The following is a 17,406-nucleotide window of genomic DNA, read 5'->3' as shown; positions in this document are numbered from 1 at the left end:
ACCCCCCCCCCCCCCCCCCCCCCCCCCCCCACCCCCCCCCCCCCCACCCCCCCCCCCCCCCCCCCCCCCCCCCCCCCCCCCCCCCCGCGCGCATGTCCGTGTGCGAGTGCATCCAGCCGCGTTCGAACGCAGCAGCTTTAGCCAAAGCCATTCCATCGGGTGATCGTCCTGCCGTCTGGCTGACTGCCGCGCGCTCCCCAACTAGGGTGCGGCGCAAGCATTCCGGCACTTGGCCCACCGGCATTGCGATGTCAGTGGCGGGTGTCACAGTGGGGGAGTGAGCAAAACCGCCGCAGGGCAGAGGGGGTGAGGTCCGGTCGTGTCCGGAACCGGTTCGTATCGGGAAGGGAGCCCGCCGTCCGCGCGCTCCCGGGCCCTGGCCGTGCTGCGCGTGCGCAGCAGGGCGCTGGCCGTCGGCCTGCTGCCCGCCGCCCTCGCGGTGGTGCTGGTCTCCGCCCGGATGACCGGATGGCTGGCCGGGGACCCCTGGCCGCTGGTGACCCTCGTCGTGTGTGCGGTCGCCGTGCTGGTGCTGCTGGTGGGCGGGATCTTCACCGCGGTGGTGGTGCGGGCCGGCCCCGCCGTGACGCCGACCGTGCCGCTGACCGAGGCCGAGGCGCCCGACCTGTACAGGCTGGTGCGCGATCTGGCCGACCGCATGGAGGTGCCGGCGCCCTCCGCGATAGCCCTGACGCCGGACTGCGACAGCTGGCTGGAGGACCGCACGCATGCCGCCCACCGGCGCCGCGGCCGGCCCGCCGGCCCAGGGACGGAGCCGGGCGCGGCGCCCGTGCTGGTGATCGGCTCGCCGTTCCTGTGGTGGATGCGGGTCGCCGAGCTGCGGGCGGTGCTCGCGCCGGTCGTCGCCGGTACGGGGCCTTCGGCGCACCCCGACATAGCCGATGCCCGCGGCTTCGTGCGCGGGCTGGACGCCGCCGTGGACGTGGCCGACCGGCCCGGCCTCGGCTGGATCGGCGGACCGGCGCGGCTGCTGCTGCGGCTGTGCCGGGAGGACGCCGCCGAGATGGAGCGAGGGGTGGCCGCGGCCGCCTCGGACCGGGCGCAGCGGGTGGACTACGGGCTGCGGATCGTCGCCCAGGAGCAGGTGGGCCTCGCGTACGCGGGGTGGGACCGGCTGCTGACGCGGGTGGCGCTGCCTGCGTGGCGGATGGGTCGGTGGCCCTCGCACCTCGACGCCGGGGTGGTGTCCGCGCTGACCGAGCTGTCCCGGCGGGACCGGATGGCCGACGGCTTCGCCTCCCGGCTGGGCGAGCGGCCCGCGTGCGACCTGCTGGAGCGGCCCGGCGCCGTCGACGAGGCGGCCTCGCTGCTCGCCGCGCGGCTCTTCCACGGCGGCCCGGCCGAGGTCGGGCCGGACTGGGCACCGGTGGACTGGGCGGCGTACCCGGAGGAGGTCGTGGACCGCACCTGGCGGGCGGAGGCAGCCCGGTTGCAGGGGGCGCTGGACGCCCTGGCCGTGCCCCCGGGAGCGGGTCCCACACTGGACCGGGTCCTCGGCTACCTGGCGGAGGCCGGCGGCGACGGCGGGGCCGGGGAGGCCCTGGCCGGCCGGCTCAGCGGCGACCTGGCCAGGGAAGAACGCTCCGGAGGCCGCCGCTCCGTGGTGGCCCGCGGTGCGGACACCGTCCCCCTCTTCCCGCTGCAGCCGCCGAGGAGCGGCCGGGACCTGCTCGCTGACCACGTGACGGCCTTGGTGTGCTGCGCGGCGGTGGACTGCGTCGGCGCCGCCCCGGGCCTGGACTGGCTGGACGGACCGGTCCTGCTGGCGGGTGGCGAGCGCCGCTCGGACCTGGCCCCCCGCGTACTGAGCCTGGTCGAGGACGGCGATCCGGAGCCGCTGCGCGACTGGCTGGCCGAGCTGGGTATCCGCCCCGAGAAACCGGTCCGCCTGGTCTGACCGGCCGCCCCCCCCCGCGTACCCCGGCCGCACACCGCCCACCCCGGGCGCACGCCGAGCGTTCCTCCTCGGCCGGTTCGCGGGCCGGATCCCCCGTCGTATCCCTGGCCCCGGTTGTGGCGAACGGTGACGGAACGAGCGCGTCATGTGATGTGCTGGGACCGGCCGCCGCCGGACTTCCTGGACCGTGCCGCGCCGCCGTGTGCAGAAGCCGTTCGGGGGAGCGAGGGAGGGGAGCGGAATGGGTGCGGACCGGATCCGGCGATGGGAGTCAGGGGCGCTCGCCCACGCGGTGAACGACCCCTTCGGGCAGGGCCCGCTGCCGTGGCTCCGCGGCAGCGAGCCGCACGTCGACGCCACCGGCCGCGTCGTGCCCTGGTACGCGGCCCCCGGCCGGTCCCCCGACACCGGCCCCCGTACCGCCGACGACGTGCACCGGCAGATCAAGGGGTTCACCTCCGCCGGCGCCGTGGCCCCCGGCGAGAGCATCGACTTCCACATCACCGTGGACCCGCCCCAGCCGTTCTCCGTCGACGTCCACCGCATCGGCCACTACGGCGGCGCCGGCGCCGCGAGGATCACCACCAGCCCGCGCCTGTCCGGCATCGTCCAGCCGCCGCCGCTCACCGCCGACCGCACGGTCTCCTGCCACCACTGGTGGTTGTCCTGGCGGCTCCGGGTCCCGGAGCACTGGAACACCGGGGCGTACGTGGCCGTGCTCACCACCGCCGACGGCTACCGCTCCCACATCCCCTTCACCGTGCGCGACGGCCGCCCCGCCGACCTGCTGCTCCTGCTGCCCGACATCACCTGGCAGGCGTACAACCTCTACCCCGAGGACGGCCGCACCGGCGCGAGCCTCTACCACGCCTGGGACGACGACGGCCGGCTCCTCGGCACGCAGGACGCCGCCGTCACGGTCTCCTTCGACCGCCCCTACGCGGGCACGGGCCTGCCCCTGCACGTGGGCCACGCCTACGACTTCATCCGCTGGGCCGAGCGGTACGGCTACGACCTCGCCTACGCCGACGCCCGCGACCTGCACGCCGGCCGCGTCGATCCCTCCCGCTACCGCGGCCTCGTCTTCCCCGGCCACGACGAGTACTGGTCGGCCGCCATGCGCCGGGCCGCCGAGCGCGCCCGTGACCAGGGCACCTCGCTGGTGTTCCTGTCCGCCAACACCATGTACTGGCAGGTCGAGCTGGCGCCCTCCCCGTCGGGGGTCGCCGACCGGCTCCTGACCTGCCGCAAGCGCCGCGGCCCCGGCCGCCCCAGCCTGTGGCGCGAGGTCGACCGCCCCGAACAGCAGCTGCTCGGCATCCAGTACGCGGGGCGGGTCCCCGAGCCGGCGCCGCTGATCGTGCGCAACGCCTCGCACTGGCTGTGGGAATCCACGGGCGCCGGTGAGAACGACGAGCTGCCCGGCCTGGTCGCGGGCGAGGCCGACCGGTACTTCCCCCGCACCCAGCTGCCCGAGCACCGGGACCGGATCCTGCTGGCGCACTCCCCGTACCGGGACGGCGACGGGGCCAAGCGCCACCAGGAGACCTCCCTGTACCGGGCCCCCAGCGGCGCCCTCGTCTTCGCGTCGGGCACCTTCGCCTGGTCCCCGGCCCTCGACCGCCCGGGCCACGTGGACGAGCGGATCCAGCGGGCCACGGCCAACCTCCTGGACCGGATCTGCAAGCGGGGCTGACCCGCCCGGGCCGGACCCGTCGTCCGCCCGCGCGGACGGGTGCGGGAGAATGGGGCTGCGCTTCGTACAGAACCACAGGGAGACCCCGTGTCCGGATTCGTCGAAAAGCCCGAGCCGGTTCAGGTTCCAGGCCTCGTCCACCTCCACACCGGCAAGGTGCGCGACCTCTACCGCGACGGGGACGGCAACCTCGTCATGGTCGCCAGCGACCGGATGTCCGCCTTCGACTGGGTGCTGCCGACCGAGATCCCCGACAAGGGCCGGGTCCTCACGCAGCTCTCGCTGTGGTGGTTCGAGCAGCTCGCGGACCTCGTCCCGAACCACGTGATCGGCACGGACCTCCCCGCGGGCGCCCCCGCGGACTGGGCGGGCCGCACGCTGATCTGCAAGAACCTGACGATGGTTCCGGTGGAGTGCGTGGCCCGCGGCTACCTCACCGGCTCCGGCCTCGTCGAGTACGACCAGACCCGTACGGTCTGCGGGCTCGCCCTGCCCGAGGGCCTCGTCGACGGCTCCGAGCTGCCCGCGCCGATCTTCACGCCGGCGGCCAAGGCCGAGGTCGGCGAGCACGACGAGAACGTCTCCTACGAGGAGGTCGCGCGCACCACTGGCGCCGAGACCGCCGCGCTGCTGCGCCAGACCACCCTGGCCGTGTACGGCCGGGCCCGGGACATCGCCCGCGAGCGGGGGATCATCCTGGCGGACACCAAGTTCGAGTTCGGTTTCGACGCGGACGGCACCCTGGTCGCCGCCGACGAGGTGCTGACCCCGGACTCCTCCCGCTTCTGGCCGGCCGACCTGTGGGAGCCGGGCCGTGCCCAGCCCTCCTTCGACAAGCAGTTCGTCCGCAACTGGCTGTCCTCCCCGGCCTCCGGCTGGGACCCGAAGGGCGAACTCCCGCCGCCGGCCCTTCCGCAGGAGGTCGTCGAGCAGACCCGCGCCAAGTACATCGAGGCGTACGAGCGGCTCACCGGCCAGAACTGGTCCTGAGAGACGAAGAAGCCCCCGGTCCGAGACCGGGGGCTTCTTCCTTCTGGAGCGGACAACGAGACTCGAACTCGCGACATCCACCTTGGCAAGGTGGTGCTCTACCAACTGAGCTATGTCCGCATGCGCCGTGGCGCGGGAACCACTATACCCAACCGCGCTCGCGCGCGAGACGCACCGCGGCGTGCCGGTTCTCCGCACCGATCTTCGAGGCCGCCGACGACAGGTAGTTGCGCACGGTCCCCTGCGACAGGCCCGCGCGTTCCGCGATCTCCGCCACCGGTGCCCCGTCCCCGGCCAGTTCCAGCACCTCGGCCTCGCGGGCGGTCAGCGGCGAGTCCCCCGCGCTGATGGCGTCGGCCGCCAACTCGGGGTCCACGTACCGACCTCCGGCGTGCACCGTCCGGATCAGCTCGGCGAGCCGCTGCGCCGACACCGTCTTCGGTGCGAAGGCCCGCACTCCGGCCGCCAGGGCACGCTTGAGGTGGCCGGGCCGCCCGTGGCTGGTCACGATCATGGTCCTGCACTCGGGGAGTTCGGCCTTCAGGGACGTGGCCACGCTCACACCGTCCGCCCCGGGCATCTGCAGGTCCAGCACGGCCACGTCCGGCCGGTGGGCGCGCGCCATCGCCAGGGCCTCCGGCCCCGAGGCCGCCTCTGCGACGACCAGCAGGTCGTCCTCCAGGGCGAGCAGGGCGGCGAGCGCCCCGCGGATCAGGTGCTCGTCGTCGGCCAGCAGTACGCGTACGGGGCTCACGCCCGCACCTCCAGTCCTCGCAGTTGGCGGCCCGGGATACGGGCCCGGAGCCGGAACCGTCCGTCGCCCACCGGGCCGGCGTCGAGCGTGCCGTCGAGCACGGCGAGGCGCTCGCGCAGCCCGGCGAGTCCGGAGCCGGGCGGCCCGGCCGGCACTTGGGGTGCCCCGTCGTTCTCCACCACCAGGGTCAGTTCGCCGTCCTCGGGGGCCGTGAGGCGTATCACGCAGTGGCGCGCGTCGCCGTGCCGCAGGACGTTCGTGGTGGCCTCCCGGACCACCCAGCCGAGCGCCGACTGCACCTCGGGGCGCAGCTTCCGCCCTGGTTCGGCCTCGACTTGGCAGTCCATCCCGGCCGCGCTCAGCACGCCCCGTGCGCCCTCCAGCTCCGCCGCGAGGTCGGCCTCCCGGTAGCCGCGGACGACGTCGCGCACCTCGCGCTGCGACTCGCGGGCGATCCGCTGCACCTCGATCATCTGGGTGACGGCCTCCGGGCGTTCGCGCCGGGCCAGCTGGACCGCCAGCTCGCTCTTGAGGGCGATGACGGCGAGGTTGCGGCCCATCACGTCGTGCAGGTCGCGTCCGAAGCGCAGCCGCTCCTCGGCGACGGCCAGCTGGGCCTGGAGCTCGCGGGCGTGGTCCAGCTCGTAGACCATCTTCAGCAGCCAGCCCGAGAACCCGCAGGCCAGGCATATGAACAGGCCGCCCAGCAGCACCGCGACCGCGTAACCGAGGGCCTCTTTCACGGGCAGGCCCACGGCCAGCACCGCCGTTCCCGTGCCGAGTGCCCAGGCCGGGGCAACGCACCACATCCGGCGGACCCGGTTCATGCAGAGCACGAGCGACCCGCCGGTGAAGCTGGCCAGGCCGACCACCATCGACGGGGCCGCCTCCTCGGGGAAGTGCCCCGTCTTGCGGAGCACCAGGAGGGCGAGGCAGGCGGCGGCGGCCGCGACGGTCGTCGCCATCGCGAGCCGTACCGGCCGCTCCCGGCGGCCCACCAGCCAGTCCAGGGCCCGGGAGGAGAGGAACGCCGTGGTCACGGCGTGCGCGAGGACGACGAGCAGCGCCCCGAGCGCGACCGGCCGCGCGATGCCCTTCTCGGCGGCCATGCCGATCGGGGCCAGGCCGAAGGAGAAGATCTCGATGACCATGAAGAAGTGGAACGACCACCGGGTGTAGAGCTCGACCTTGCCCGCGCTGCTGCGGTCCTTCCACCATCCGGTGAGTTTCGACACGGTTCCCCGATTCCCCCGATCACCCTGCGGCGGGTGCTCTTCCCCATGGCTCCAGCCTTGCGGCGGGCCCTTCGTCGCACCAGTGGGCGTGGTCATCGCCCCCGATGACATTTGTCAGTACGCGGCAGGTCGCCGGCAGGTCGTTCTGCGAGCGCATACGACAAAGGCCCTGATCGATGATCAGGGCCTTTGCACTCTGAGCGGACGACGAGACTCGAACTCGCGACATCCACCTTGGCAAGGTGGTGCTCTACCAACTGAGCTACGTCCGCATGCCCGCTCCGGCGTTTCGGCCGGGCGATGCGTGCATCACTCTACCTGATCCACCGGAGTGGTCGGTAAAGCCTTGCGAGCGGGTGACAGGAATCGCACACTGCGCCTTCCCCCTGGAAGGGGGATGTTCTGCTACTGAACTACACCCGCACGACCTTCGAGGCTCTGACCTGCGGTCTCGCCCCTCGGCGTGATCCACACACTAGCGGACGGGAGGGGGTGGATGCCAAATCGGCCTCGGGGTCCGCCTCAGTGGGCCTGGTGGTAGGCCTCGTAGACCCGCTTGGGGATGCGGCCCCGCGGGGGCACGTCGAAGTCGTGCGACCGGGCCCAGGCCCGGACGACCGCCGGGTCGGGGGCGAGGGAGGTGTGCTTGAAGGCCTTCCCGGAGCGGGCCTGTCGGCGTCCGGCGGCCATGTACGGGGCGAGGACGTCCCTCAGTTTCTCGGCGTTGGTCAGATTCAGGTCGATCTCGTAGGACCTACCGTCCAGGCCGAACGTGACCGTTTCCGCCGCTTCTCCGCCGTCGATGTCGTCGGAGAGTGTGACCACTACGCGCTGCGCCACGGATATCGGTCCCTTCGCGCGACAGCCGCCGCCGCTGACGTGCGGTGATGTCGCCTGTGTGGATGTTTCGGAGCAATGCGTCTTTCGCTACCGGGTGCGGAGCGGCAAATGCCGCGCTGCGGAGGATTCCTTTGTACCTCGATTCCCATTGCATTGCGAAGCCCAGTTAATTATCTCCGCGTGTCCCGCCGCAATCCCGGGCACGTGGTTTTCCGGTGGATTTTGCGAAGCGTTGGTGAAGCCGAAAGGGGCCCGCGTCGGAGGGGTCCGGAGAGGGGCTCGTGGACCCCCTTCGGAAATCTACCCGCGTAGAAATTTCGGGCGGGTACGCTGAAGGAACCGCCTTCGCACCAACCACCCATCGGGAGTGCCAGTGGCACGCGTCGTAGTCGACGTCATGCTCAAGCCGGAGATCCTCGACCCCCAGGGCCAGGCGGTGCAGCGTGCACTGCCGCGCCTGGGCTTCGAGGGCATCGCCGACGTCCGCCAGGGGAAGCGCTTCGAGCTGGAAGTGGACGGTCCGGTCGACCAGGCCGCCCTCGACCGCATCCACAAGATGGCCGAAACGTTCCTCGCCAACACCGTCATCGAAGACTTCGTCGTCAAGGTGGAGTCGTGACCGCTCGCATCGGTGTCGTCACGTTCCCCGGAACGCTGGACGACCGTGACTCGCTGCGCGCCGTCCGCCTCGCAGGCGCCGAGCCGGTCTCGCTGTGGCACCGCGACAAGGACCTGCACCAGGTCGACGCGGTCGTCCTCGCGGGCGGCTTCTCGTACGGCGACTACCTGCGCGCCGGTGCCATCTCCCGGTTCTCGCCGGTGATGGAGACCATCATCGAGCAGGCCAGGGCCGGCATGCCGGTCCTGGGCATCTGCAACGGCTTCCAGGTCCTCACCGAGGCCCACCTGCTGCCGGGCGCGATGCTCCGCAACAACCACCTGCACTTCATCTGCCGCGACCAGAAGCTCCGCGTCGAGAACGCCGGAACCTCCTGGACCGGCGACTACGAGCAGGGCCAGGAGATCTCCGTCCCGCTCAAGAACATGGACGGCCGCTACGTCGCCGACCAGCGCACCCTGGACGAGCTGGAGGGCGAGGGCCGCGTGGCCTTCCGCTACCTCGCCCGCGGCGAAGCCGCCCATGGATACGGCAACCCCAACGGGTCGCTGAACGACATCGCCGGCATCACCAACGCCGCGGGCAACGTCGTCGGCCTCATGCCGCACCCCGAGCACGCGGTCGACCCGCTGGTCGGAACGGGCGGCACCGACGGCCTGCCGTTCTTCACCTCGGTCTTGAAGAAGCTGGTAAGCGCATGACTCTGGACACCGTCAAGCACGCCGCCGAGACCCCGGACTCGGCGCAGCCCTGGAAGGAACTCGGCCTCAAGGAGGACGAGTACCAGCGGATCCGGGAGATCCTCGGCCGCCGCCCCACCGGTGCCGAGCTCGCCATGTACTCGGTCATGTGGTCCGAGCACTGCTCGTACAAGAGCAGCAAGGTCCACCTGCGCCAGTTCGGCGAGAAGGCCCCCGAGAACGACGCGATGCTCGTCGGGATCGGCGAGAACGCCGGTGTCGTCGACGTCGGCCAGGGCTACGCGGTCACCTTCAAGGTCGAGTCGCACAACCACCCCTCGTACATCGAGCCCTACCAGGGTGCGGCGACCGGCGTCGGCGGCATTGTCCGCGACATCCTCGCCATGGGTGCCCGCCCGGTCGCCGTCGTCGACCCGCTCCGCTTCGGCGCGGCCGACCACCCCGACACCAAGCGCGTCCTGCCGGGCGTCGTCGCGGGCATCGGCGGCTACGGCAACTGCCTGGGCCTGCCCAACATCGGCGGCGAGGTCGTCTTCGACTCCTGCTACCAGGGCAACCCGCTGGTCAACGCCGGCTGCATCGGCGTGATGAAGCACGAGGACATCCACCTCGCCAAGGCCTCCGGCCCCGGCAACAAGGTCATCCTCTACGGCGCCCGCACGGGCGGCGACGGCATCGGCGGCGTCTCGGTCCTCGCGTCCGAGACCTTCGACGACACCAAGCCCACCAAGCGCCCGGCGGTCCAGGTCGGCGACCCCTTCCAGGAGAAGCTCCTCATCGAGTGCACCCTGGAGATCTTCAAGGAGAAGCTGGTCGCGGGCATCCAGGACCTCGGCGGCGCCGGCCTGTCCTGCGCCACCTCCGAGCTGGCCTCGGCCGGTTCCGGCGGCATGCGCGTCGAGCTCGACACCGTGCCGCTGCGCGACGCGACGCTCTCGCCCGAGGAGATCCTCATGAGCGAGTCGCAGGAGCGCATGTGCGCGATCGTCGAGCCTCAGCACGTCGACCGCTTCATGGAGATCTGCGAGAAGTGGGACGTCATCGCCACCGTCATCGGTGAGGTGACCGACGGCGAGCGCCTGGAGATCTTCTGGCACGGCGAGCAGATCGTCGACGTCCCGCCGGGCACCGTCGCCCACGAGGGCCCGGTCTACCAGCGCCCGTACGCCCGCCCGGAGTGGCAGGACGCCCTCCAGGCGGACGACGCGGCGAAGCTGCCCCGCCCGCAGACCTCCGAGGAGCTCCGCGCGCAGGTCCTGGCCCTGGTCTCCTCCCCGAACCAGGCCTCGAAGTCCTGGGTCACCGACCAGTACGACCGCTTCGTGCAGGGCAACACCGTCCTCGCGCAGCCCGAGGACGCGGGCATCGTCCGCATCGACGAGGAGTCGAACCTCGGCGTCGCCATGGCCACCGACGGTAACGGCCGCTTCGCCAAGCTCGACCCGTACGCGGGCGCGCAGCTGGCCCTGGCCGAGGCGTACCGCAATGTCGCCGCGACCGGCGCCAAGCCGCTGGCCGTCTCCGACTGCCTGAACTTCGGCTCGCCCGAGGACCCGGGCGTCATGTGGCAGTTCGCCGAGGCCTGCCGCGGTCTCGCGGACGGCTGCCTGGAGCTGGGCACCCCGGTCACCGGCGGCAACGTCTCGCTGTACAACCAGACCGGCGAGACCGCGATCCACCCGACCCCGGTCGTGGCGGTCCTCGGTGTGATCGACGACGTCAACCGCCGTACGCCGATGGCGTTCGCGGAGGCCGGCCAGCTGCTCTACCTGCTCGGCGACACCGCCGAGGAGTTCGGCGGTTCGGCCTGGTCGCAGGTGGTCCACGACCACCTCGGCGGCCTGCCGCCCAAGGTGGACCTGGGGCGCGAGAAGCTGCTCGCCGAGATCCTGATCTCGGCGTCCCGCGACGGCATGGTCGACGCGGCGCACGACCTCTCGGACGGCGGCGTGATCCAGGCGCTCACCGAGTCCTGCCTGCGCGGCGGCAACGGTGCCCGGCTCGTGGTGCCCGAGGGCCTGGACGCCTTCACCTTCCTGTTCTCCGAGTCCGCGGGCCGGGCCGTCGTGGCCGTCCCGCGCAGCGAGGAGCTCCGCTTCACCGACATGTGCGGTGCGCGCGGCCTGCCCGCCACCCGCATCGGTGTCGTGGACGGCGAGGAGATCGAGGTCCAGGGCGAGTTCACGATCCCGCTGGCCGAGCTCCGCGAGGCCCACGAGGCGACGATCCCGGCCCTGCTGGCCTGATCCGCGCCCGTCCGATCCGTCGGACCGGACCCCCGACCCGCACCGGCGGGCCGGGGGTCCGGCGTTTTCCGGGACCGGCGCCGCATCCACCCGGAGGGACTCTTGTACGGGATTACGTAATGACGTAACTTCGCAGTATGGATCTCGAAGCGCGCGTGGCCGAGCTCGAACGACGGCTGGCAGCACTCGAAGCACGGGAACCGCAGGAAACCCAGCGGCCCCAACCCGCCCACCCGGAAGGGGACTTCTGGGCGCTGGAGGGCTTCAAGGCGCAGCTCGCCGAGCTCGGCGCCGACACCGGCGGCGTACTGTTCACGGGTGCCGTCGGGCTCCCCACCGGCGAGCGGTACGAGTGGCAGCAGGGCTTCCCCACCGCGGAACTCCTCGGCGATCCCGCGGAGGACCGGCAGCGCACCGCCGACGCCCTCGCCGCGCTCGGCAGCCCCGTACGGATCCGACTGCTGCGGGAGGTCCTGGCCGGGCGGCGGACCGCCGCCGAGCTGACCGCGCTCGACGGGGTCGGCACCAGCGGGCAGGTCTACCACCACCTGCGCCAGCTCACCGCGGCCGGCTGGCTGCACACCACCGGGCGCGGGCGGTACGAGGTCCCCGGCGGCCGGGTCGTCCCGCTGCTCGTCGCCTTCGCGGCGGCCACACCGTGACGCGGGCGGAGACCTCGGGCGCGGCGGACACGGCGGTTCCTGCTCCTGCTCCCGCTCCGGCCCCGCCCGCCCGGCTGCGGAAGGCGGTGCACCGGGCCTACCGGGGCTGCTGGCTGCTGTTCCTGCTGCTCATCGCCACCGACCTCGGTCTCGGATTCCCCGCCGACACCCGCTGGGTGTGGCTGCCCGCCGGGGCCGCCGTGCTCCTCACGTTCTGCGCCGGCCGGCTGGCCGCCCGAGCACCCCGCACGGCCGAGCCCGCCCGGCTGGTCGCACCGCCGGTGGCCGGCCGCTGGTCCGCGGTCAACAGCCCCGCGGACAAGGTCCCGAGCCACGGAACCCACCGGCTGGGGCAGGCCTGCGCCATCGACATCACGGCCGAGCCCGGCCCGCAGGATCCCCCGCACCCCGGTTTCTCCCCGCTCTGGCCGCCGTTCCGTCCGGCCCGCGCCTTCCCCGCCTTCGGTGCGCCGGTGTACGCGGTCGCCGACGCGGTGGTGGTCCGGGCGGCCGGCCGCCGCCGTGACCACCTCAGCCGCACCTCCTGGCCGGCGCTGCTGTGGCTGCTCCTGGTCGAGGCCTCGTTCCGGGACCTCGGCGGCCCCGGATGGATCCTCGGCAACCACCTCGTCCTGGACCTCGGCGACGGCACGTACGCCCTCTACGCGCACCTGCGGCGCGGCTCGCTGAAGGTCCGGGCGGGCGACCGGGTCACCGCCGGGCAGCCGCTCGCCGCGTGCGGGAACTCCGGGAACTCCACCGAGCCCCACGTGCACTTCCAGCTGATGGACGGGCCCGACCCGGACACCGCCAGGGGCCTGCCCTTCGGCTGGCACGGCATCGGGGTCCCCGCGAACGGCGAGGTGTTCGACGCCGGCCCGCGCCCCTGACGCCGGCCCGGCCCGCGGCCGCCGCACCCGCGGTGGCTGCGGTGGCCGCGGCCGATCGGGCAGACTCGCCGCATGGCATCCAGGACCCGTCGCACCCGTACCTACGACGCCGCGAAGATCCGTGCGGCCGTCACCGCGCAGTTCGCCCACATCGCCGACGCCGTCCGGGAACTGACCCCCGAACAGCTCGGCCGGGACAGCGGGCTCGGCGACTGGACCGTGGCCGACCTGGCCGCCCACATCGCCTGGATCGCCGACTCGCTGGCCGCCGGGCTCGCCCGTCCGCCGGCGGCCGTGCCCGAGCTGACGGCCGTGGAATGGCCCTCCGCCACCGCCTCCCTCGCCGGGAAGATCGCGGAGGCCGCCAAGGAGACCCTGGAGGGCGCCCCGGCGGCCGAGCTGTTCGCGCACGCGGGCGCCCGGCTGTCCGAGGCACTGGACGCGAACCCGGGCAGCCGGGTCCTCGCCCTCTGGGTCGGGGACATGACGCTGGCCGACTTCCTCGTCACCCGGACCGTGGAGCTCGTCGTGCACACCGACGACCTCAACCGGGCCGCCGGGCTGGCCGTCCCGATCGAGCGGCAGGCGCTCGCCGCCTGCACCCGGCTGCTCGCCGACGCCCTCGCCCTCAAGGCGCCCGGCGGATCGGTCGAGGTGCGCATCCCGCCCTTCGCGGTGGTCCAGTGCATCGAAGGCCCCCGGCACACCCGCGGCACTCCGCCGAGCGTGGTGGAGACCGACCCGCTGACCTGGATCAGGCTGGCCACGGGCCGGCAGGACTGGGCCTCGGCGGTCGCCGACGCCCGGGTCACGGCCAGCGGCGAGCGGGCCGACCTCGCGGCGCTGCTGCCGGTGATGAGCTGACCGCGGTGCCGCGCGCGGAACCGGCCGGGTCCGGCGTCCGTCCCAGGGGCATGCCCCCACTCCGGCACTTCCCCGCGGCCCTGGCCGCCGTACTCGCCCTGGCCACCGCCACCACGGCCTGCGCCGACGGTTCCGGCCCCGCCGGCACCCTGCCGGGCCCCGGGTTCTCGGGCTCCTGGTCCGTCGAGCGACTGACCGCGGACGGCCGGACCCTCACCGCGCCGCCCGCCGCACACCTGGCGGTCGAGCCCACCGGCGCCCGTACGGCCGAGGCGAAGGGGAACTACGGCTGCAACGGGTTCACGGCTGCCGTGACCTACGAGGACGGGTCCGCACCGTCCGCCGTCAGCGTCACGCCCGGCTCCTCCACCGCCATGGCCTGCGAGCACATGGAGTTCGAGACGGCCTTCGCCAAGCTGCTGAAGGGCCGGCTGGAGGTGCGGCGGGAGTCCGCCGACCGGCTGGTACTGACCTCCCCCGGCGCCGGCACCGTCGAGCTGACCTCGAAGCCGCCGGTGCCGGACGCCCCGCTCACCGTCACCGAGTGGACGGTGACCGGGCTGATCAGCGGTGACACGGCGGCCTCCGTGCCCGCGCCGGCCGCCGGCAGGGCCGTGTTCACCCTCGGCGCCGACGGCAGCGCGAGCGGCAGCCTCGGCTGCAACCGCTTCAGCGCCGAGGTCGGGATCGACGGCCCACGGATCACTTTCGGCCAGCTCACCACGACCCGAATGGCCTGTACGGGCCCTGAGGGCGACCTGGAGCGGACGCTGACCGAACTCCTCGGCAGCGGCCCGCTCGCCTGGCGGATCGAGGCCCGCACGCTGACCCTGACGGCGGCCGACGGCAAGGGCCTCACCGCGCGGGCCGCCTCCGCCGCCGAATGACCGCCGGGGCCGCGGACCCCTCTCCGCGCGGAAAGGAAAAGAAAGGGAAAAGAAACTCAGTGCGGGACCCGGCCCGACAAGGGTGACGGCAGGGTCTCCAGAGGCGGAAGAGGGTGGCCCGGAAGCCCGTACGAATCCGCGGCCCCCCTTGCCAATCACGGCATTCCGGATATCGGGCCGTCACCCTCCGCAGGTGTTACCCGACTGTCCGCACTGTGACTTTTCCCGGCCATCCCCAATTCGGACCAGTGGTCGATCTCGCCTACACTCGGATGCGTGCCTCGTGGTGATGGACGACTCAACCACGACCTGCTCCCCGGCGAAAAGGGCCCCCAGGACGCTTGCGGCGTCTTCGGTGTCTGGGCTCCGGGTGAAGAGGTCGCCAAGCTCACCTACTTCGGACTGTATGCACTGCAGCACCGTGGACAGGAGTCCGCGGGCATCGCTGTGAGCAACGGTTCCCAGATCCTCGTCTTCAAGGACATGGGCCTCGTGTCCCAGGTCTTCGACGAAACCTCCCTCGGTTCGCTCCAGGGTCATATCGCGGTCGGTCACGCCCGCTACTCGACCACCGGAGCGTCCGTCTGGGAGAACGCTCAGCCCACCTTCCGCGCGACCGCCCACGGCTCGATCGCCCTGGGCCACAACGGCAACCTGGTGAACACCGCCGAGCTTGCCGAGATGGTCGCAGACCTCCCCCGTCAGGACGGCCGCGCCACCCAGGTGGCCGCGACCAACGACACCGATCTGGTCACCGCCCTGCTGGCGGGCCAGACGGACGACGACGGCAAGCCCCTGACCATCGAGGAGTCGGCCACCAAGGTTCTCCCGCAGGTCAAGGGCGCCTTCTCCCTCGTCTTCATGGACGAGGGAACCCTCTACACCGCCCGTGACCCGCAGGGCATCCGCCCGCTGGTCCTCGGCCGCCTGGAGCGCGGCTGGGTGGTCGCGAGCGAGACCGCGGCCCTCGACATCGTGGGCGCCAGCTTCGTCCGCGAGGTCGAGCCCGGCGAGCTCATCGCGATCGACGAGAACGGCCTGCGTACCTCCCGCTTCGCAGAAGCGAAGCCCAAGGGCTGTGTCTTCGAGTACGTCTACCTGGCGCGCCCGGACACGGACATCGCCGGCCGGAACGTCTACCTCTCGCGTGTCGAGATGGGCCGGCGCCTCGCCAAGGAGGCCCCGGTCGACGCCGACCTGGTGATAGCGACGCCGGAATCCGGCACGCCCGCCGCCGTCGGCTACGCCGAGGCCAGCGGGATCCCCTACGGCTCCGGCCTGGTCAAGAACGCCTACGTGGGCCGGACCTTCATCCAGCCCTCGCAGACGATCCGCCAGCTCGGCATCCGCCTCAAGCTCAACCCCCTCAAGGAAGTCATCCGGGGCAAGCGCCTGGTGGTCGTGGACGACTCGATCGTCCGCGGCAACACCCAGCGCGCGCTGGTCCGCATGCTCCGCGAGGCCGGTGCGGCCGAGGTCCACATCAGGATCTCCTCGCCGCCGGTGAAGTGGCCGTGCTTCTTCGGCATCGACTTCGCCACCCGGGCGGAGCTCATCGCCAACGGCATGAGCGTCGAGGAGATCGGCACCTCGCTGGGTGCGGACTCCCTCGCGTACATCTCGCTCGACTCGATGATCGAGGCGACGACCATCCAGAAGCCGAACCTCTGCCGTGCCTGTTTCGACGGCGAGTACCCCATGGAGCTGCCCGACCCGCAGCTGCTGGGCAAGCAGCTCCTGGAGACCGAGCTGGCCGGCGGCGCGGACGCCGCCGACGCGCTCCGCCGCCCCTAGCCGCGCGCCGGGGGCGGGGCGGGCCCCCGCCCCCCGGCGGGCGGGGCGGCCGCCCGGCTCGACCTGCGCCGGTCCCTGTCTTTCAGGCTTTTCCCAGGGGCCGGCATCTCACGCAGCACACGACACGAAAGCTCTCTCCTGTCATGACAGAGAAGACCACCGGTGCCAGCTATGCAGCCGCGGGCGTCGACATCGAAGCGGGAGACCGCGCCGTCGAGCTGATGAAGGAGTGGGTGAAGAAGACGCAGCGCCCCGAGGTCCTCGGCGGCCTCGGCGGCTTCGCCGGCCTCTTCGACGCCTCCGCCCTCAAGCGCTACGAGCGCCCGCTGCTGGCCTCCGCCACCGACGGCGTCGGCACGAAGGTGGACATCGCCCGTCAGATGGGCGTGTACGACACCATCGGCCACGACCTGGTCGCGATGGTCATGGACGACATCGTCGTCTGCGGTGCCGAGCCGCTCTTCATGACCGACTACATCTGCGTGGGCAAGGTCCACCCCGAGCGGGTGGCCGCCATCGTCAAGGGCATCGCCGAGGGCTGCGTCCTCGCCGGCTGCGCCCTGGTCGGCGGCGAGACCGCCGAGCACCCGGGTCTCCTCGGCCCGGACGACTTCGACGTGGCGGGCGCAGGCACCGGCGTCGTGGAGCACGACAACCTGCTCGGCGCGGATCGCATCCGTACGGGTGACGCGGTCATCGCGATGGCGTCGTCCGGCCTTCACTCGAACGGGTACTCGCTGGTCCGGCACGTCCTCTTCGACCGCGCCGGCATGTCCCTCGACCAGCACGTCGAGGAGCTCGGCCGGACCCTCGGCGAGGAGCTGCTGGAGCCGACCAAGATCTACTCCCTGGACTGCCTGGCCCTCACCCGTACGGCCGCGGTGCACGCCTACTCGCACATCACCGGCGGCGGCCTCGCGGCGAACCTCGCCCGGGTCATCCCCGACCACCTGCACGCCACGGTCGACCGGTCCACCTGGACCCCGGGCGCGGTTTTCGACCTCGTCGGCAAGGCCGGGCAGGTCGAGCAGCTGGAGCTGGAGAAGACCCTGAACATGGGCGTCGGCATGATGGCCGTCGTCCCGCAGGAGTCGGTGGACGTGGCCCTGACCGCGCTGGCCGACCGGGGCGTCGACGCCTGGGTCGCCGGCGAGATCACCGAGCGCGGCGGGCACACCGAGGGTGCGGAGCTGACCGGGTCGTACGCGAGCTGAGACAGCACGGAAACCCGGTCCGGGGCGGTGCCCTGGACCGGGTTTCGTGTATTGCTCTGAGCGCTGACGCGGATCCGGGTCAGCCGCTGGTGGTCA

General features: G+C 72.5%; 15 protein-coding genes and 3 tRNA genes. 12 read left to right on the top strand and 6 right to left on the bottom strand.

Features of this window, described 5'->3' with window-relative positions:
- Window positions 1–319: 319 nt before the first annotated feature.
- From ACZ4VL_RS34570 to ACZ4VL_RS34560, 3 genes are all read left to right on the top strand, one after another.
- Window positions 320–1,918 carry a hypothetical protein gene (locus ACZ4VL_RS34570; RefSeq protein ID WP_468208160.1) on the top strand — a complete coding sequence of 533 codons (1,599 nt, stop codon included), beginning with the start codon at window positions 320–322 and terminating at the stop codon, window positions 1,916–1,918.
- A gap of 241 nt (window positions 1,919–2,159) precedes the next feature.
- Entirely contained in the window at window positions 2,160–3,614 is a 1,455-nt protein-coding gene (locus ACZ4VL_RS34565; protein WP_468208157.1) for a N,N-dimethylformamidase beta subunit family domain-containing protein, read from the top strand.
- An 87-nt stretch (window positions 3,615–3,701) separates the two neighbouring features.
- A complete protein-coding gene (locus ACZ4VL_RS34560; RefSeq protein ID WP_468208155.1) occupies window positions 3,702–4,604 on the top strand; it encodes a phosphoribosylaminoimidazolesuccinocarboxamide synthase in 903 nt (300 codons plus the stop codon).
- A gap of 44 nt (window positions 4,605–4,648) precedes the next feature.
- Here ACZ4VL_RS34560 and ACZ4VL_RS34555 read toward each other — a convergent pair.
- The 6 genes from ACZ4VL_RS34555 to ACZ4VL_RS34530 all read right to left on the bottom strand — a co-directional run bounded on the left by ACZ4VL_RS34555 (window position 4,649) and on the right by ACZ4VL_RS34530 (window position 7,433).
- A tRNA-Gly gene (locus ACZ4VL_RS34555) sits at window positions 4,649–4,724 on the bottom strand.
- A 22-nt stretch (window positions 4,725–4,746) separates the two neighbouring features.
- The gene (locus tag ACZ4VL_RS34550) at window positions 4,747–5,358 is read right to left on the bottom strand and encodes a response regulator (protein ID WP_468208154.1); all 612 of its coding nucleotides are present in this window, start codon (window positions 5,356–5,358) and stop codon (window positions 4,747–4,749) included.
- Window positions 5,355–6,593, bottom strand: a complete 1,239-nt coding sequence (locus ACZ4VL_RS34545) for a sensor histidine kinase (RefSeq protein WP_468208151.1) — start codon at window positions 6,591–6,593, stop codon at window positions 5,355–5,357. The genes ACZ4VL_RS34550 and ACZ4VL_RS34545 overlap by 4 nt, the downstream gene beginning before the upstream one ends.
- 199 nt (window positions 6,594–6,792) lie before the next feature.
- A tRNA-Gly gene (locus ACZ4VL_RS34540) sits at window positions 6,793–6,865 on the bottom strand.
- A 79-nt stretch (window positions 6,866–6,944) separates the two neighbouring features.
- Window positions 6,945–7,016: transfer RNA gene (locus ACZ4VL_RS34535), tRNA-Gly, on the bottom strand.
- 99 nt (window positions 7,017–7,115) lie between these two features.
- Window positions 7,116–7,433 carry a histone-like nucleoid-structuring protein Lsr2 gene (locus ACZ4VL_RS34530; RefSeq protein WP_468208149.1) on the bottom strand — a complete coding sequence of 106 codons (318 nt, stop codon included), beginning with the start codon at window positions 7,431–7,433 and terminating at the stop codon, window positions 7,116–7,118.
- Window positions 7,434–7,806: 373 nt separating this feature from the next.
- Here ACZ4VL_RS34530 and purS point away from each other — a divergent pair, with 373 nt between their 5' ends.
- The 9 genes from purS to purM all read left to right on the top strand — a co-directional run bounded on the left by purS (window position 7,807) and on the right by purM (window position 17,310).
- Window positions 7,807–8,052, top strand: a complete 246-nt coding sequence (gene purS / locus ACZ4VL_RS34525; RefSeq protein ID WP_468208147.1) for a phosphoribosylformylglycinamidine synthase subunit PurS — start codon at window positions 7,807–7,809, stop codon at window positions 8,050–8,052.
- On the top strand, window positions 8,049–8,753 hold the full coding sequence (purQ, locus tag ACZ4VL_RS34520; RefSeq protein ID WP_468208144.1) for a phosphoribosylformylglycinamidine synthase subunit PurQ: 705 nt from the start codon (window positions 8,049–8,051) through the stop codon (window positions 8,751–8,753). Before purS ends, purQ begins: the two co-directional genes overlap by 4 nt.
- Window positions 8,750–10,999, top strand: a complete 2,250-nt coding sequence (gene purL / locus ACZ4VL_RS34515; protein ID WP_468208141.1) for a phosphoribosylformylglycinamidine synthase subunit PurL — start codon at window positions 8,750–8,752, stop codon at window positions 10,997–10,999. The genes purQ and purL overlap by 4 nt, the downstream gene beginning before the upstream one ends.
- Before the next feature lie 137 nt (window positions 11,000–11,136).
- Window positions 11,137–11,661: an ArsR/SmtB family transcription factor gene (locus tag ACZ4VL_RS34510; protein WP_468208138.1), complete on the top strand. Its 525-nt coding sequence runs from the start codon at window positions 11,137–11,139 to the stop codon at window positions 11,659–11,661.
- 74 nt (window positions 11,662–11,735) lie between these two features.
- On the top strand, window positions 11,736–12,551 hold the full coding sequence (locus ACZ4VL_RS34505; protein WP_468208162.1) for a M23 family metallopeptidase: 816 nt from the start codon (window positions 11,736–11,738) through the stop codon (window positions 12,549–12,551).
- Window positions 12,552–12,623: 72 nt separating this feature from the next.
- A complete protein-coding gene (locus ACZ4VL_RS34500; RefSeq protein ID WP_468208135.1) occupies window positions 12,624–13,415 on the top strand; it encodes a maleylpyruvate isomerase family mycothiol-dependent enzyme in 792 nt (263 codons plus the stop codon).
- A 50-nt stretch (window positions 13,416–13,465) separates the two neighbouring features.
- Window positions 13,466–14,302, top strand: a complete 837-nt coding sequence (locus ACZ4VL_RS34495; protein ID WP_468208133.1) for an META domain-containing protein — start codon at window positions 13,466–13,468, stop codon at window positions 14,300–14,302.
- A gap of 276 nt (window positions 14,303–14,578) precedes the next feature.
- Window positions 14,579–16,096 (top strand): amidophosphoribosyltransferase, encoded by a 1,518-nt coding sequence (gene purF / locus ACZ4VL_RS34490; RefSeq protein ID WP_468208131.1) that lies wholly within the window; start codon window positions 14,579–14,581, stop codon window positions 16,094–16,096.
- Between the two features lie 143 nt (window positions 16,097–16,239).
- Window positions 16,240–17,310, top strand: a complete 1,071-nt coding sequence (gene purM / locus ACZ4VL_RS34485; RefSeq protein ID WP_468208130.1) for a phosphoribosylformylglycinamidine cyclo-ligase — start codon at window positions 16,240–16,242, stop codon at window positions 17,308–17,310.
- Window positions 17,311–17,406: the final 96 nt, after the last annotated feature.

The sequence above is a fragment of the Streptomyces sp. NPDC029014 genome (assembly GCF_055564695.1).
Note: the sequence above shows the minus strand (reverse complement) of the source record. Positions and strands in the feature narration are given on the sequence as shown.

Excerpts from the sequence above, each read along its gene's own strand:
- ACZ4VL_RS34565 (WP_468208157.1), top strand. The coding sequence starts at position 2,160 with ATGGGTGCGGACCGGATCCGGCGATGGGAGTCAGGGGCGCTCGCCCAC.
- purL (WP_468208141.1), top strand. The coding sequence starts at position 8,750 with ATGACTCTGGACACCGTCAAGCACGCCGCCGAGACCCCGGACTCGGCG.
- ACZ4VL_RS34510 (WP_468208138.1), top strand. The coding sequence starts at position 11,137 with ATGGATCTCGAAGCGCGCGTGGCCGAGCTCGAACGACGGCTGGCAGCA.
- ACZ4VL_RS34500 (WP_468208135.1), top strand. The coding sequence starts at position 12,624 with ATGGCATCCAGGACCCGTCGCACCCGTACCTACGACGCCGCGAAGATC.
- ACZ4VL_RS34495 (WP_468208133.1), top strand. The coding sequence starts at position 13,466 with ATGCCCCCACTCCGGCACTTCCCCGCGGCCCTGGCCGCCGTACTCGCC.
- purM (WP_468208130.1), top strand. The coding sequence starts at position 16,240 with ATGACAGAGAAGACCACCGGTGCCAGCTATGCAGCCGCGGGCGTCGAC.